The organism is Candidatus Pantoea symbiotica (assembly GCF_056491525.1).
Genome location: NZ_JBSZHR010000002.1, coordinates 200,166 through 212,763 on the forward strand (window position 1 = coordinate 200,166; position 12,598 = coordinate 212,763).

Here is a 12,598-nt window from a genome sequence, read left to right on the forward strand (position 1 = left end):
TGTTGCACGGCTTCGGTGATCCTCCTCACAACTCCACACATCATTAATTACCGTAACTAAACTTTCGCGCCGCTCCGCCGATGTTTTCACCACTGAGTCCGTGCGCTTTGCCCCACGATTTTGGGGCTCTACGATCAACTTCTGGTGTGGAAAAATGTCATGATCGCAACGCCCTTGTCAGGCCCGGCGGCTTCGCCGGTGGAGATGGTTTCGCTCAAACGTATCGCCCAGCGCGCGGATAGCCTGGCGGTGATCCTTAGTTGGGCACTGTTGCCGATTGCACTTGGCGTTGGCTGGCTCAATGACAGCGTGCTGGTGGCGTTGATTGCTGGCCTGGTGCTGGCGCTGCTGGCGACGTTTTTTGGCACCGCACTGCGCGGTACGCTCACTTCACGGCTGGTGTTATCCACGTTGTTAATCGGCTGGGCGGGCTTGCTGATTCAGGTAGGCGGCGGCGAAACCGAATACCACTTCTCGGTGTTTGTGCTGATGTCGGCGCTGCTGGCATGGCGTGATGTGCGCCCGTTATTGATGGGCGCTGCTGCTGCGGCCACGCATCATGTGTTATTCAATTATTTGCAGGAAAATGATCTCTTCGGCGTGGTGGTGTTCCATCATCCGGGCTGGGACATGGTGTTGTTCCACGCGCTGTTTGTAGTGGTGCAAACGGCGATGCTGCTGGTGATTGCGCGCCAGATGGCTGCGGATGCGCGCTCCGCCAGCGAAGTGGCGCAACTGGCGGCCCACATCAATCAGCAAGCCGGTTATCTCACGCTGAGCGCCGATACCCAGCAGAGTGAAACGCCGTTCGCACGCACCTTCAGTACTACGCTTGGCACCATGCACGGCACCTTGCATCAGGTTAGCGACGGCGTAGGCCTGTTGCTGGCGGAGTCCGATAGCATTCTTGAACGCAATGCCGCGCTCTCAACGCGTACCGATGAACAGGCGCAGGCGCTGGAAGTGGCGGCCAGCGCGATGACAGAAATCAGCATCGCCGCCAGCTTAACCCGCGACAAAGCGCAGAGCGCACGCGAGCTGGCGAGTGAAACCCGCGCGGTGGCGACGCGTGGCGAAGAGAACATTCAGTCGGCGATTCGCTCGATGGAGAAAATCAGCGAAGAGTCGAGAAGGGTGAAGATCATTCTGGAGCTGATCGACGGCATTGCGTTTCAGACCAATATTTTGTCGCTGAACGCCTCGGTAGAAGCGGCGCGCGCCGGTAATCAGGGACGCGGTTTCGCCGTGGTCGCCAGCGAAGTGCGTAATCTGGCGATGCGCAGCGAAAGTGCGGCGCGCGAAATCCGTCAGCTGATGGATGCCAGTTCAACCAGTACCGAGCACGGCACCGTGCAGGTAGAGCATGCGGCGCAAACCATGCGCGAGATTCATAGCAGTATTAGTGGGTTATCGCAGCTGGTGACGGAACTGTCGGAGATGAGTGAGCAGCAGAATTTAAGCATTGAGCAGATTCAGCAGAGCATCAATAGCATCGATCACAGCGTGCATCATAACGTGCAGCACGTGGCGGAAACGTTGCAGGTGGCGCAGCAGCAACAGCAGCAGGCCAATGCGTTGAAGCAGGCAATTTCGTTGTTTAAGTTGGGATAGAAACGTCATGGCGTAATGCCGATCAGTTAAGCACAGAGCGACTTTCGTTCGCCATGTGCATAGGCAGTTGCAGCACCTCGGTGCGGCGACCGAGCAAAGGGCGTCTGGCCACGCCCTCTGCACTCCCGGGCCTTGCGCCAGCCCAACCCGCCGCTGCGCGGTACCTTCACTCATTCACGATTCCTGACGGACCGGTGGCGATTCGCTCCTGCTCAGCGCCACCTCTCGCCGCATCCTTGCGGCTCGCCCTGGAATCCCTCACTCGTTCAGCGGAATGGGATGTCGCCTTAACACCCACGCTGCAGCAGTAGAGCGAATTCTTAACTCACAACCGCTATAAATCTCGTCGGGTCGCCATTTATGGCGACCTGGTTAATCACCGCGCGGACGCGCTTACGCGACGCCATTCACCAGCAGCACGCGGTACTTCGCGCCTTTCAGGCGATGCGCTTTGGCTTCCTGATACGCCGGGCTGAAATACCAGCCTTTCGCCGCCTCAGCATCCGGGAACTCCAGCACCACCACGCCTTCCGCTTCCGGGCCTTCCAGCGTTTCCAGCTCGCCATAAAACGCCAGCGGGGTGATCGGGTGATCGCCGCGCGCCTGGCCGGCTTTTTCGGCGTAGGTTGCCAGCTCGTCTTTGTCTAAGGTTTCGTCCTTAATAAACACTACATATGCAGCCATTACTTCTCTCCTCGCGCCTGGCGTTTGTCTTCAGTATTGTTATCGAAATCGGCGGCATCATGGCGCTCCAGCAGCTGATCCTGCGGCTCAGCACCAAAGGCGCGATTCACTTTACGACCACGAATCACCGCCGGACGCTCGGCAATCTCTTTCGCCCAGCGCACCACATTTTTGTACGACTGCGCATCAAGGAATTCGCTGCCGCCATACTGGTTGTTCAGCACCAGATTGCCGTACCACGGCCAGGTAGCGATATCAGCAATGGTGTATTCGTCACCGGCGAGGAAACGATTGTCGGCCAACTGACGATCCAGCACATCCAGCTGACGTTTGGCTTCCAGCGTGAAGCGGTTGATGGCGTATTCGATTTTTTCTGGCGCGTAGTGATAGAAGTGACCAAAGCCGCCGCCGAGGTACGGCGCAGAGCCTTGCAGCCAGAACAACCAGTTCAGGGTTTCGGTGCGGCCCGCCAGTGAGGTTGGCAGGAAGTGACCAAACTTCTCGGCCAGATAGAGCAGGATGTTGCCGGATTCAAACACGCGCTGCGGTGGCGTGACGGAATGGTCGCTCAGCGCCGGGATTTTCGAATTTGGGTTTACATCGACAAAACCGCTGGAGAACTGATCGCCATCGCCGATACGGATCAGCCAGGCATCGTATTCGGCGTCTTTGGCACCGACCGCCAGTAACTCTTCCAGCAGGATGGTAATTTTCTGGCCGTTAGGCGTGCCGAGCGAATAAAGCTGCAGCGGATGTTTGCCAACCGGCAGGGCTTTCTCGTGCGTCGGCCCGGCGGTTGGACGGTTGGTTTTCGCGCCGTTACCTTTGGCTTCCGGGTCCCAGGTCCAGACTTTCGCGGGCTGATACTGATGTTCCGACATAGTGGTTTCGCCTTGTTGTGTTTGTATTTTTGCTGCTACTGAGTGTAGCAGCGCGTGATACAGGCGATTTAACCGCGCTGGCGGTGCGACGCAAAGTCCGATTATGTAAAGTTCTCTTGCGTAAACAGCATAAAGTCCACTTTGCCGGGCTGATAGGTATCGGGAATCTCGCCCTCTTCCAGATGCCGCAGCATCAGCGTTAAGGCGAGCTGGGCATGGCGCAGGGTGTTTTGATCGAGAGTTAAGGTCAGCACGCGATCCTGCAATAGCCGGCGCGTGGTGCTGTACAACTCGTGCGTGACGTACAGCACTTTGCCGTCGAGCCGATGCCGCGCCAGCGCTTCATGCACCTGCGTATTGCCAATGCCGGTGTTATACAACCCGACAATCGGCGGCGAGGCGGCCAGCGTTTTTTCTAGCAGACGGCTGATGCGTTCGCGTTCATCCTGACCGGCAAGAATCTCGCGCAGGCGCAGCTGCGGAAAGCGTTTGGCCAGCACCGCCTGAAAACCCTCAATGCGCAGGCGATGCGCTGCGTAATCGGCGCGTCCGCTCATCAACACCACTTCACCCGGCTGCGACAGCATGCTGCCGAGCATCAAACCGGCGGTGCGCCCGGCTTTGTATTGATCGATGCCGACGTGGCACAGCCGCGCGGCATCGGGCAGATCGGCGACCAGAGTGATTACCGGCACGCCACGCGCTTTACAGGCGGCGAGCGCATCGTAGATCAGCGGGTTTTCATGGGCGAAGACGATCAGCGCGTCCATCTTTTTACTGCTGGCGGTGATGTGCGCGGCGAGTTTTTCCGGCGCGTTTTCCGGGATTAGCGTGCGATGCAGACGCAGACGGCGATAACCGAGTTCGTCGGCGAGTTTGGCAAAGTCTTGCGCTAATTGCTGGAAGAAGAAGGAGGCGTTCCCGCTGAGCAGCACTTCGATCTGCCACGGATGGCGATGCTCCTCGGGCAGAATGCGTTTCAAACCGGCGTCACGTGCTGCCTGCAGGATTTTTTTGCTCATGGCGGGCGATACGCCGCCGCGATCGTTGAGTACCCGATCAACCGTGGCGACACCAACGCCCAGTTGTTTTGCCAGCTCGGCCAGCGTCACTGCTTTCATGTTGCGTGCATTCCATCAGAGCGGGCCCTCATCCTAACCTTCTCCCGCCAGCGGGAGAAGGGACTGTTTTGTTCCCTCTCCCCGTGGGAGAGGGTTAGGGTGAGGGCATCAGCCCGCACTTACCTTAACCCAGCAGCTCACGCTCAATCAGCTCACGGGTTTCCACCGCCTGATACTTCATCTTTTCCGGATAGCCAAACAGCGCCGCCGAGATAATCGACTCGCCGCCGACCTTAAAGGTGCGGTTGGCAAAATTCATCTCGCGCAGCGCTTCAAACAGTGCATCGAAATTCACTTCGCCTTCACCGACCGCCACGTGCTGGTGGATAGTCGCATCCACGCCTGGCGGGTTGACGATATAGCGGCAGTGTTTGGTGTGGTTCATGGTATCGGCGATCAGCATATGCGACAGATCGTCGCCCGCGTAATGCAGCATGTTCTTCACATCGCCCACGCCTTTGTCGTAATAGAAGGTGTGCGGTGCGCTGTAGATGTACTTCACGTTTTCGCTGCGGAACGACTTCACAATGTCAGCGGTTTCGTTGCTCTGCTCGCAGAAATCCCACGGATGCGCCTGAATTTCAACGCGGATGCCTTCACGTTCGATAATCGGCAGCAGCTCTTCCATCGAGCGATAGAACATCTCTTCACAAATTTCCGGCTCGTTGGGATTGCCCGACAGCTCGGTGTTGATCACCTGCACACCCATTTCGACGGCGATCTCGATCATGCGTTTCCAGTTCTTCACCGCCGCCTGACGACGCAGTTCATCCGGGCCAGACCAGCGATAAACGGTGATAAACGAGGAGATTTCCAGCCCGGTGGCATTCAGCGCATTTTTGTATTCGCGCATGATTTCACGGCTGGCTTTCGGATGTTTATAGAACGGGTTGATCTGCGGATGCGGCGACTGCTCGATGTACTTGTAGCCCCATTCCGCCACCTGATGCACCATGCGCGTGATGCCAAGATCCCTGATTACATCCACATCAAAAGCGATTTTCATTGTTTTCTCCTGAGCGTTAAGCGGTGCGCTCTTCATTAAAGACCACACCGATCTGCTGCCGCACTGCATCCATCGCGTTCAAGGTCGCCAGCGAGGTGGCAAGCGGACGCACAGGTGAGTCGGTCAGGCCCTGATGAATACACCAGGCGGTATGTTCGATTTCATGACTGAGCTGAATATAGCGATTAGCCGGTTCTTCCCAGCGCAGCGTGTGGCGGCCATCGCTGGAGGTCAGACGGAAGTTACCCGGCGCGTAAAACTGGCCGTCGAGATAGAGCGTGGCATCACGACCGGCGATTACGGCGGTGCCAGGCGTGTTGCTGAACAGCGTGGTATTCAGCACCGAATGCATGCCGTTGGCGTGGGTCAGCAGCATCGACGCCTGACCGTTGACGCCACCCGGCGCGGGCTGGCCCACGGCGGTAATGCTAGCGGGTGCACCGCCGACCAAAACACTGAACCCCAGCAGATAGCTGCCAAGATCCAGCATGGTGCCACCCGCCAGATCCGCATTAAAAATGCGGTGATCTTCGGTGAAGTATTCGCCATGATCGGCCAGCAGCGTATGAACGTCACCCAATGCGCCATCGGCTAACAGCTGGCGAATCACATCGTATTTTGGTGCAAAGTCGCACCACATCGCTTCAACGCACAAGCGCTGCTGCTGTTGTGCCGCCTGTTGCAGCTGCAAGGCTTGCTGCGCGTTGAGCGCCAGCGGTTTTTCAATCAGCACATGTTTGCCAGCCTGCAAAGTACGCAGACCGTCGCTGAAGTGATGATTATGCGGCGTGGCGATATACACCACATCGACATCGTTGCGGCTAAGCAACGCATCAATGCCTTCCACCGCATGCGGGATTTCCCATTTAGTGGCAAAGGCTTGCGCTTTATCGAGGCTGCGCGAAGAGACCGCCACCAGCTGCTGCTGCGTATGGTGGCGCAGCGCGTTGGCAAAGTGATCGGCAATCCAGCCGGGCCCGACAATGCCCCAGCGCAGCGCAGGAATTTGATGGACAGGATGACGACGCGGGACAGGTAAAGTGGTAGGGAACATGGTATCTCCGTTTATTCGACCTTTTTAAGGCAGATCGCGTTAAATGTAGGAAGAGCCAACCGCAGTCTCTACTCTTTTTCTGATGCGAAACCATCAGCCTAAACCGCCTTTAATGCGCCAATAAATATCAAACATTTATTCTGAATGGTATGGAAATGAAATGAGTTATTTCTTTTTTGCGAGGGCGATCAAAATACTGAGAGATTCTCTATCACTCAATGCCGTTTAATGATGATTTCTGCGTTTGAGGATTGGTGATTTATCGCGGGTTAGGGCATTATTTTTGATAATTTATTATCATTTTTAATCTGGAAATAGCGCATGAGTAAAATCACTATGACCGCGATTGCCGCCGCTGCCGGTGTTGGCGTGGCGACCGTTGATCGCGTATTAAACCGTCGTGCGCCGGTGCGCGCAGCCACTGAACAGAAGGTGCTGGAAGCGGCCAATCGCCTCGGCTATCGCATTGGTAATGTGCCGCTGCTGAGCGGCATCGCGCCCGCCTCAAGCGTAACGCTGCGCATGGGCTTTATCCTGCTGTCAAAATCCTACTCGTTCTATCATTCCCTCACTGATGCGCTGCGTCAGCATACGCAGCCGTTTCATCCGGCAGGCAGCGAACCGCTGTTTACCTGGCACGACATCGATGATGTGGAAGCGGTGGTGGCCTCGCTGTATGCGCTGGCCGAGCAGGTGGATGCCATTGGCTTAGTCGCGCTGGACCACCCGCTGATTCGCCATGCGATAGAAAACATATCGCGTCAGGGCGTGAGGGTTTATGCGCTGTTTTCCAACTTTTCGCCGTGCGGCCATGCCGGTTATGTCGGTCTGGATAACCAGAAAGCCGGGCGCACTGCCGCGTGGATTGCCACGCATCTGTTGCATCAGCCGGGCTCGGTCGGCGTGCTGGTGGGCGACCATCGCTTTATCTGTCAGGAGAGTAATGAGATCAGTTTCCGCTCCTATCTGCGTGAACAGGACAGCGCGCGGCGCGTGCTGGAGCCGCTAAAGACCAATGAATCGATTGATGGCGGCTACCGTTCCACGCGTCAGTTACTGGAAGAACATGCCGATTTGGCGCTGATCTTCGCGCCGTGCGGCGGTATTGAGGGCGTGATTCACGCGTTGCGCCAGCAGCCGCAGCGCAAGGTGGCATTGATTTGTCATGGTCCGGTGAAGGAGGGCGAGCTGGCGCTGATTGATGGCACCATTACGGTGATGATCCGCAACCGCATCGACGAAATGGCCATGCGTTTAGCGCAGATGGTGCAGCAGCATCATGCGGAGCCGGGCGATCATTTCACCCAGATCATCCTGCCGTTCGATATCGTCACGCGTGAAAACCTGTAAAGCGCGTCATTGCTGGATTTGATGTGTTTTCTATCATTTTTATGATGCGAAATACTATGATCGCTATCAAAAAATGAATGTTTCATGGTTGTTGGCGATGAAATATTTGTTTGATACTTGCGCTATCCACTACCGCAAGGAACGATCATGACTATTCATATTGCTAACGCGCCCTGTAGCTGGGGCGTTGATGACCCGAAAAATCCTTTCCTGCCGCCGTGGCAGAAAGTCCTGAGTGAAGCGTCACAGGCCGGTTATAAAAGCATTGAGCTGGGCCCGTGGACCTATCTGCCGGTTGAACCTGCCGAACTGCGCCAGCAGCTGGAAGCGCACGACCTGTCGCTGGTGGCGGGCACCATCTTTGATGATTTGGTGAGTGAAGCCAATTTCCCGGCGATGGTTGAGCTGACGCACAACATTTGCCGCAACCTGTCGCTGGTGCCGACCGCCACCAAAACCCATGTGGACAACAAACCTGCGCCTTATCTGGTCATTATCGACTTCGGTAATCCAGAACGCGCCAAATATGCCGGTCAATCCGACAAGGCGCCGCGCCTGTCAGATGAGGAGTGGCAGCGCATGATGCAGCACATCACCACGCTGAGCCAGATTGCCTGGAACGAATATGGCGTGCGCGCGGTGATCCATCCGCATGCCGGCGGCTGCATTGAGTTCGCTGACGAGCTGCAACAGCTGGTGGAAGACATCCCACACGAGGTAGCCGGTTTGTGCCTCGACACCGGGCATTTGTACTACTCCGGCATGGATCCGATTCCTTATCTCAGCCGCTACTGGGATCGCATCGATTACCTGCACTTCAAAGACGTTAACGACGCGGTGTGGCGTGACGTGATTGCGCGCGGCGTCGATTTCTTTGCTGCCTGCGCAGAAGGCGTGATGTGCCCGATTGGCAAAGGGGCGATTGATTATCCGGCGGTGCGTGCCTTCCTGGCGGAGCGCAATTATCAGGGCTGGATCACCGTCGAGCAGGAGCGCGACCCGCGCGATGCCGACACCAGCCTGCGTGACGTCACCGCCAGCCTGCACTATTTGCAATCGGTCGGATTCTGAGGAGAACAGCATGATTAACGGCATTAAAGCTCTGGATCGCTCGCTGCGCTGGGGCATGGTCGGCGGCGGCGGCACCAGCCAGATTGGTTATATTCACCGTTCGGCGGCCACGCGTGACAATAACTTCACGCTGCTGGCGGGCGCCTTTGATATCAACGCCGAGCGCGGCCGCGCCTTTGGCACTTCGCTGGGGATTGACGCCGATCGCTGCTATGCGGATTACGAAACGATGTTTGCGGCAGAAGCGGCGCGAGCTGACGGCATCGAAGCGGTGTCAATCGCCACGCCAAATAACACGCACTTCACCATCTGCCGCGCCGCGCTCAATGCGGGTTTGCATGTGGTGTGCGAGAAGCCGCTGTGTTTCACCGCCGCCGAAGCCGATGAGCTGGAACAGCTGTGCGCCGAGAAGAAGAAAATCATCGGCGTGACCTACGGTTATGCTGGCCATCAGCTGATTCATCAGGCGCGCGAGATGATTGCGGAAGGTTTGCTGGGCGAGATCCGCATCATCAACATGCAGTTCGCGCATGGCTTCCATAACCAAGCGGTTGAATTACAGAACGAAAGCACCAAGTGGCGCGTCGATCCGCGTTTCGTCGGGCCGAGCTATGTGCTGGGCGATTTGGCGACGCATCCGCTGTTTATCGCTGAAACCATGGTGCCGCATCTGCAGGTGAAACGCCTGCTGTGCAGCCGCCAGAGCTTTGTCAAAACCCGTGCGCCGCTGGAGGATAACGCCTTCGTGATGATGGAGTATGACAACGGCGCGGTCGGCACCATGTGGGCGTCGGCGGTGAACTGCGGTTCGATGCACGGCCAGAAAGTGCGGGTGATCGGCGAGAAAGCCAGCCTGGAGTGGTGGGACGAACAGCCGAATCAGCTGCGCTATGAAGTGCAGGGCGAGCCGGTGCAGATTCTCGAGCGCGGCATGGGTTATCTGCATCACAGCGCGCTGGCTGACGACCGTATTGGCGGCGGGCATCCGGAAGGATTGTTTGAAGCCTGGTCCAATCTTTATCGCCGTTTTGCGCTGGCAATGGATGCCACCGATCGTGGCGATCAGGCGTTCCTTAAGGACTTCTGGTATCCCGGCGCGCATGCCGGTTTGATGGGCGTACGTTGGGTGGAACAGTGCGTGAAATCCGCCGATGCGGGTGCGGTGTGGGTGGATTGTTGAGATTGGTGCGGTGGTTGGCAAGGTCGCCATGAATGGCGTAATGCTTCTCAGATAAGCAGCGCGCTGACATCGCAGGGGTTCCGCCCGCTAAGCATCTGGCAGTTTCAGAATGCCAGAAGCAGGCGGCCGGGCTAAGGTCCGAAGGCGCGGACCTCGCTGTTCCCTCGCTTATCCCTCCGGCCTGACGGACCGCGCGGATTCGCCTTCCTGGCTCATACCGCGCTTTCGCCGACGTCCTGTCGGCTCATCCTGGCCGTCACTCTGCGCTCGGCGCTGCGGATGGCGCGCAACAGCGCCGCCTGTGATGACAGTGCCCGAACTGGTTTTTCGTAGGGTGCGCACCAGGTCGCCATGAATGGCGACCCTACAAAGGATTGGCGCGTTTTTCGTAGGGTCGCCATTTATGGCGACCTGAAATTCAGTGTGAACGTAGATCGCTTAAAAAGCGCTGTGCGCGCGGATGCTGCGGCTGGGTGAAGAACTGTTCCGGCTGTGATTTCTCCAGAATCTGTCCCTGATCCATAAACCAGATGGTATCCGCCACTTCACGGGCAAAGTTCATCTCGTGGGTCACGCACATCATCGTCATTCCTTCCTGTGCCAGACCGCGCATCACCGACAACACTTCGCCGACCATCTCTGGATCGAGCGCCGAAGTCGGTTCATCGAACAACATCACCGGCGGCTTCATCGCCAGCGCACGGGCAATCGCCACGCGCTGCTGCTGGCCGCCAGACAGCTGCGCCGGATAGGCATCGGCTTTATGCGCTAAACCCACGCGTTCCAGCAATTCACCGGCCTGACGACGCGCCTCGCTGCGCTTCACGCCCAACACTTTCATCGGCGACATCATGATGTTCTCGGCCACCGAGACATGCGGGAACAGGTTGAAGCTCTGAAACACAAAGCCGATGCGCGTGCGCAGTTGATTGAGGCGTGTGCTGCTGCCGTGAATATCGGTGCCATCAAACACGATCTGGCCGTCATCGATGGGTTCTAAGCGGTTAACGGTGCGGATCAGCGTTGATTTGCCCGAGCCGGACGGGCCGCACACTACCACCACTTCACCGGGATTAATCTCGGCGCTCAGGTTGGTCAGCGCCTGATATGCGCCGTACCATTTGTTGACCTGATTAAACATGATCATCGGTCCCATGCGGTTTCCTTATTGCGAAGAGGTTTTAGTCAGCATCACCGCGGGCGCCACGCTGGACGTTGGCTGCGGCGGTTGACGACGTTTCTGCGCAATGTGCGCTTCGAGTTTATTGGTCAGCCAGGTGAGGCTGAAGCAGATGATGTAGTAGCTCAACGCCACAATGGCGAACACCTGGAACGGTTTGGTCAGCAGCTGATTGCTCACCTGATTGGCGGCAAAGGTCAGCTCCGGCACGTTGATCACGTAGCCGAGCGTACTGTCTTTGATGATCGAAACCAGCTGGCTAACCAGACTGGGCAAGGTGTTGAACAGCGCCTGCGGCAGAATCACCAGACGCAGGGTTTTCAGGTGGCTCATGCCCAGCGCGCGCGAGGCTTCGTATTGACCGTGCGGCAGCGCCTGAATGCCGCCGCGCACGATCTCCGCGATATAGGCACTTTCATAGATCACCAGCGTACACAGCATGGTGGCGAAGCCGCTGATGTTGTGGCCAATCAGCAGCGGCACACAGAAGTAAGTCCAGAACACCACCATCATCAGCGGGATGCCGCGCAGCAGGTAAACCCAGCCGGTGGCGGGCCAGCTCAGCCAGCGCCATGGAGACAGACGCGCCAGGCCCAGCAGCACACCAATCGGAAACGCCAGCAGCACCGCCAGCACCGAGATCAGCAGCGTACAGAGCACGCCGCCAATCGGACCGTTCGGGTATTGGCCCATCAACAGCAGCATGCCGTTGTCATGCAAAATGGTGAAAATCTCAAACATCGCCATTACCTCGCATAGACGCGCTGGAAGCGGCGGGCCAGCAGTGCGCCAAGGCCCATCAGCAGCAGGGAGAAGAACAGATAGCCCACGGTCGCCATGATGTAGGATTCGAAGGTACGGAACGTTTGGTTCTCAATATCGCGCGTCACATAGGTCAGATCCGCCACGCCAATCACCATCGCCAGGCTGGTGTTTTTAAACAGCAGCACCGTATGGTTGATCACCGCGGGCAGCGCGTTGCGAATGCCCTGTGGCAGAATCACGCCGCGCATGGCGCGCACGTAGCTCATGCCCAGTGCGCGCGCGGCTTCGTTCTGGCCGTCGGGAATGGCGCGCAGGCCGCTGCGGATATCTTCAGAGAAGTACGCCGCCTGACACAGGCCCAGCGCGGTGAGGGAGAACAGGAACTCGGCGTTGTAGTTGTTGATCCACATCTGCAGCGCTTCCGGCAGCAGCGTGGGAATGGCGAAGTACCACATCATCAACTGGATCAGCGTCGGCACATTGCGGTGATAAGAGACATAGGCTTTGACCAGCCCGACCGCGATGCGGTTTTCAGTCAGGCGGATCACCACCAAAAGCAGCGCCAGCACCATCGCCAGCAGCCAGGCACCCAACGCCAGTTCAAGGGTGATCACCGTTCCGTCAACGATCATCTGGCCGTATTGGCCGGTTATCACACTGCTGAAATCGAGAGCCATTCTGTTACCTCATGGTCA

The 12,598-nt window shown here is 57.5% G+C and carries 12 protein-coding genes; 4 read left to right on the forward strand and 8 right to left on the reverse strand.

What is annotated here, in order from left to right:
* The first annotated feature begins 159 nt into the window (after positions 1-159).
* Positions 160-1,611, forward strand: a complete 1,452-nt coding sequence (locus ACXIZX_RS01520; RefSeq protein ID WP_479403491.1) for a methyl-accepting chemotaxis protein — start codon at positions 160-162, stop codon at positions 1,609-1,611.
* A gap of 393 nt (positions 1,612-2,004) precedes the next feature.
* On the opposite strand, the gene ACXIZX_RS01525 is transcribed toward ACXIZX_RS01520, so the two are convergent.
* From ACXIZX_RS01525 to ACXIZX_RS01545, 5 genes are all read right to left on the reverse strand, one after another.
* Complete coding sequence (locus ACXIZX_RS01525) at positions 2,005-2,295, reverse strand: DUF1330 domain-containing protein (RefSeq protein WP_479403492.1); 291 nt, start codon at positions 2,293-2,295, stop codon at positions 2,005-2,007.
* Complete coding sequence (yghU, locus tag ACXIZX_RS01530; RefSeq protein ID WP_008106935.1) at positions 2,295-3,176, reverse strand: glutathione-dependent disulfide-bond oxidoreductase; 882 nt, start codon at positions 3,174-3,176, stop codon at positions 2,295-2,297. Before yghU ends, ACXIZX_RS01525 begins: the two co-directional genes overlap by 1 nt.
* A 101-nt stretch (positions 3,177-3,277) precedes the next feature.
* A complete protein-coding gene (locus ACXIZX_RS01535; protein WP_479403493.1) occupies positions 3,278-4,297 on the reverse strand; it encodes a LacI family DNA-binding transcriptional regulator in 1,020 nt (339 codons plus the stop codon).
* Positions 4,298-4,421: 124 nt separating this feature from the next.
* Entirely contained in the window at positions 4,422-5,303 is an 882-nt protein-coding gene (locus ACXIZX_RS01540) for a sugar phosphate isomerase/epimerase family protein (protein WP_007888450.1), read from the reverse strand.
* A gap of 16 nt (positions 5,304-5,319) precedes the next feature.
* Positions 5,320-6,357: a Gfo/Idh/MocA family protein gene (locus ACXIZX_RS01545; protein WP_479403494.1), complete on the reverse strand. Its 1,038-nt coding sequence runs from the start codon at positions 6,355-6,357 to the stop codon at positions 5,320-5,322.
* Positions 6,358-6,678: 321 nt separating this feature from the next.
* Between ACXIZX_RS01545 and ACXIZX_RS01550 the strand changes: the two genes are divergently transcribed.
* The 3 genes from ACXIZX_RS01550 (at position 6,679) to ACXIZX_RS01560 (ending at position 9,958) form a co-directional block, all read left to right on the forward strand.
* The gene (locus ACXIZX_RS01550) at positions 6,679-7,707 is read left to right on the forward strand and encodes a LacI family DNA-binding transcriptional regulator (protein ID WP_179451866.1); all 1,029 of its coding nucleotides are present in this window, start codon (positions 6,679-6,681) and stop codon (positions 7,705-7,707) included.
* Positions 7,708-7,854: 147 nt separating this feature from the next.
* Complete coding sequence (locus tag ACXIZX_RS01555) at positions 7,855-8,778, forward strand: TIM barrel protein (RefSeq protein WP_479403495.1); 924 nt, start codon at positions 7,855-7,857, stop codon at positions 8,776-8,778.
* A gap of 10 nt (positions 8,779-8,788) precedes the next feature.
* Positions 8,789-9,958 (forward strand): Gfo/Idh/MocA family protein, encoded by a 1,170-nt coding sequence (locus tag ACXIZX_RS01560; RefSeq protein ID WP_479403496.1) that lies wholly within the window; start codon positions 8,789-8,791, stop codon positions 9,956-9,958.
* Between the two features lie 418 nt (positions 9,959-10,376).
* Here the strand turns inward: ACXIZX_RS01560 and ACXIZX_RS01565 are convergent, their stop codons facing one another.
* Genes ACXIZX_RS01565 through ACXIZX_RS01575 form a run of 3 tightly spaced genes read right to left on the reverse strand, consistent with a single transcriptional unit; the run spans position 10,377 to position 12,580 of the window.
* Positions 10,377-11,114: an amino acid ABC transporter ATP-binding protein gene (locus ACXIZX_RS01565; protein WP_008106948.1), complete on the reverse strand. Its 738-nt coding sequence runs from the start codon at positions 11,112-11,114 to the stop codon at positions 10,377-10,379.
* Between the two features lie 9 nt (positions 11,115-11,123).
* Positions 11,124-11,879: an amino acid ABC transporter permease gene (locus ACXIZX_RS01570; protein ID WP_479403497.1), complete on the reverse strand. Its 756-nt coding sequence runs from the start codon at positions 11,877-11,879 to the stop codon at positions 11,124-11,126.
* Between the two features lie 5 nt (positions 11,880-11,884).
* Positions 11,885-12,580: an amino acid ABC transporter permease gene (locus tag ACXIZX_RS01575; protein ID WP_479403498.1), complete on the reverse strand. Its 696-nt coding sequence runs from the start codon at positions 12,578-12,580 to the stop codon at positions 11,885-11,887.
* Between the last annotated feature and the right edge of the window lie 18 nt (positions 12,581-12,598).

Bases quoted from the DNA above. Each gene is read 5' to 3' on its own strand.
- ACXIZX_RS01545 (WP_479403494.1), bottom strand. From the start codon at position 6,357: ATGTTCCCTACCACTTTACCTGTCCCGCGTCGTCATCCTGTCCATCAA.
- ACXIZX_RS01550 (WP_179451866.1), top strand. From the start codon at position 6,679: ATGAGTAAAATCACTATGACCGCGATTGCCGCCGCTGCCGGTGTTGGC.
- yghU (WP_008106935.1), bottom strand. From the start codon at position 3,176: ATGTCGGAACATCAGTATCAGCCCGCGAAAGTCTGGACCTGGGACCCG.
- ACXIZX_RS01555 (WP_479403495.1), top strand. From the start codon at position 7,855: ATGACTATTCATATTGCTAACGCGCCCTGTAGCTGGGGCGTTGATGAC.
- ACXIZX_RS01535 (WP_479403493.1), bottom strand. From the start codon at position 4,297: ATGAAAGCAGTGACGCTGGCCGAGCTGGCAAAACAACTGGGCGTTGGT.
- ACXIZX_RS01540 (WP_007888450.1), bottom strand. From the start codon at position 5,303: ATGAAAATCGCTTTTGATGTGGATGTAATCAGGGATCTTGGCATCACG.
- ACXIZX_RS01565 (WP_008106948.1), bottom strand. From the start codon at position 11,114: ATGGGACCGATGATCATGTTTAATCAGGTCAACAAATGGTACGGCGCA.
- ACXIZX_RS01520 (WP_479403491.1), top strand. From the start codon at position 160: ATGATCGCAACGCCCTTGTCAGGCCCGGCGGCTTCGCCGGTGGAGATG.
- ACXIZX_RS01560 (WP_479403496.1), top strand. From the start codon at position 8,789: ATGATTAACGGCATTAAAGCTCTGGATCGCTCGCTGCGCTGGGGCATG.
- ACXIZX_RS01525 (WP_479403492.1), bottom strand. From the start codon at position 2,295: ATGGCTGCATATGTAGTGTTTATTAAGGACGAAACCTTAGACAAAGAC.
- ACXIZX_RS01570 (WP_479403497.1), bottom strand. From the start codon at position 11,879: ATGTTTGAGATTTTCACCATTTTGCATGACAACGGCATGCTGCTGTTG.
- ACXIZX_RS01575 (WP_479403498.1), bottom strand. From the start codon at position 12,580: ATGGCTCTCGATTTCAGCAGTGTGATAACCGGCCAATACGGCCAGATG.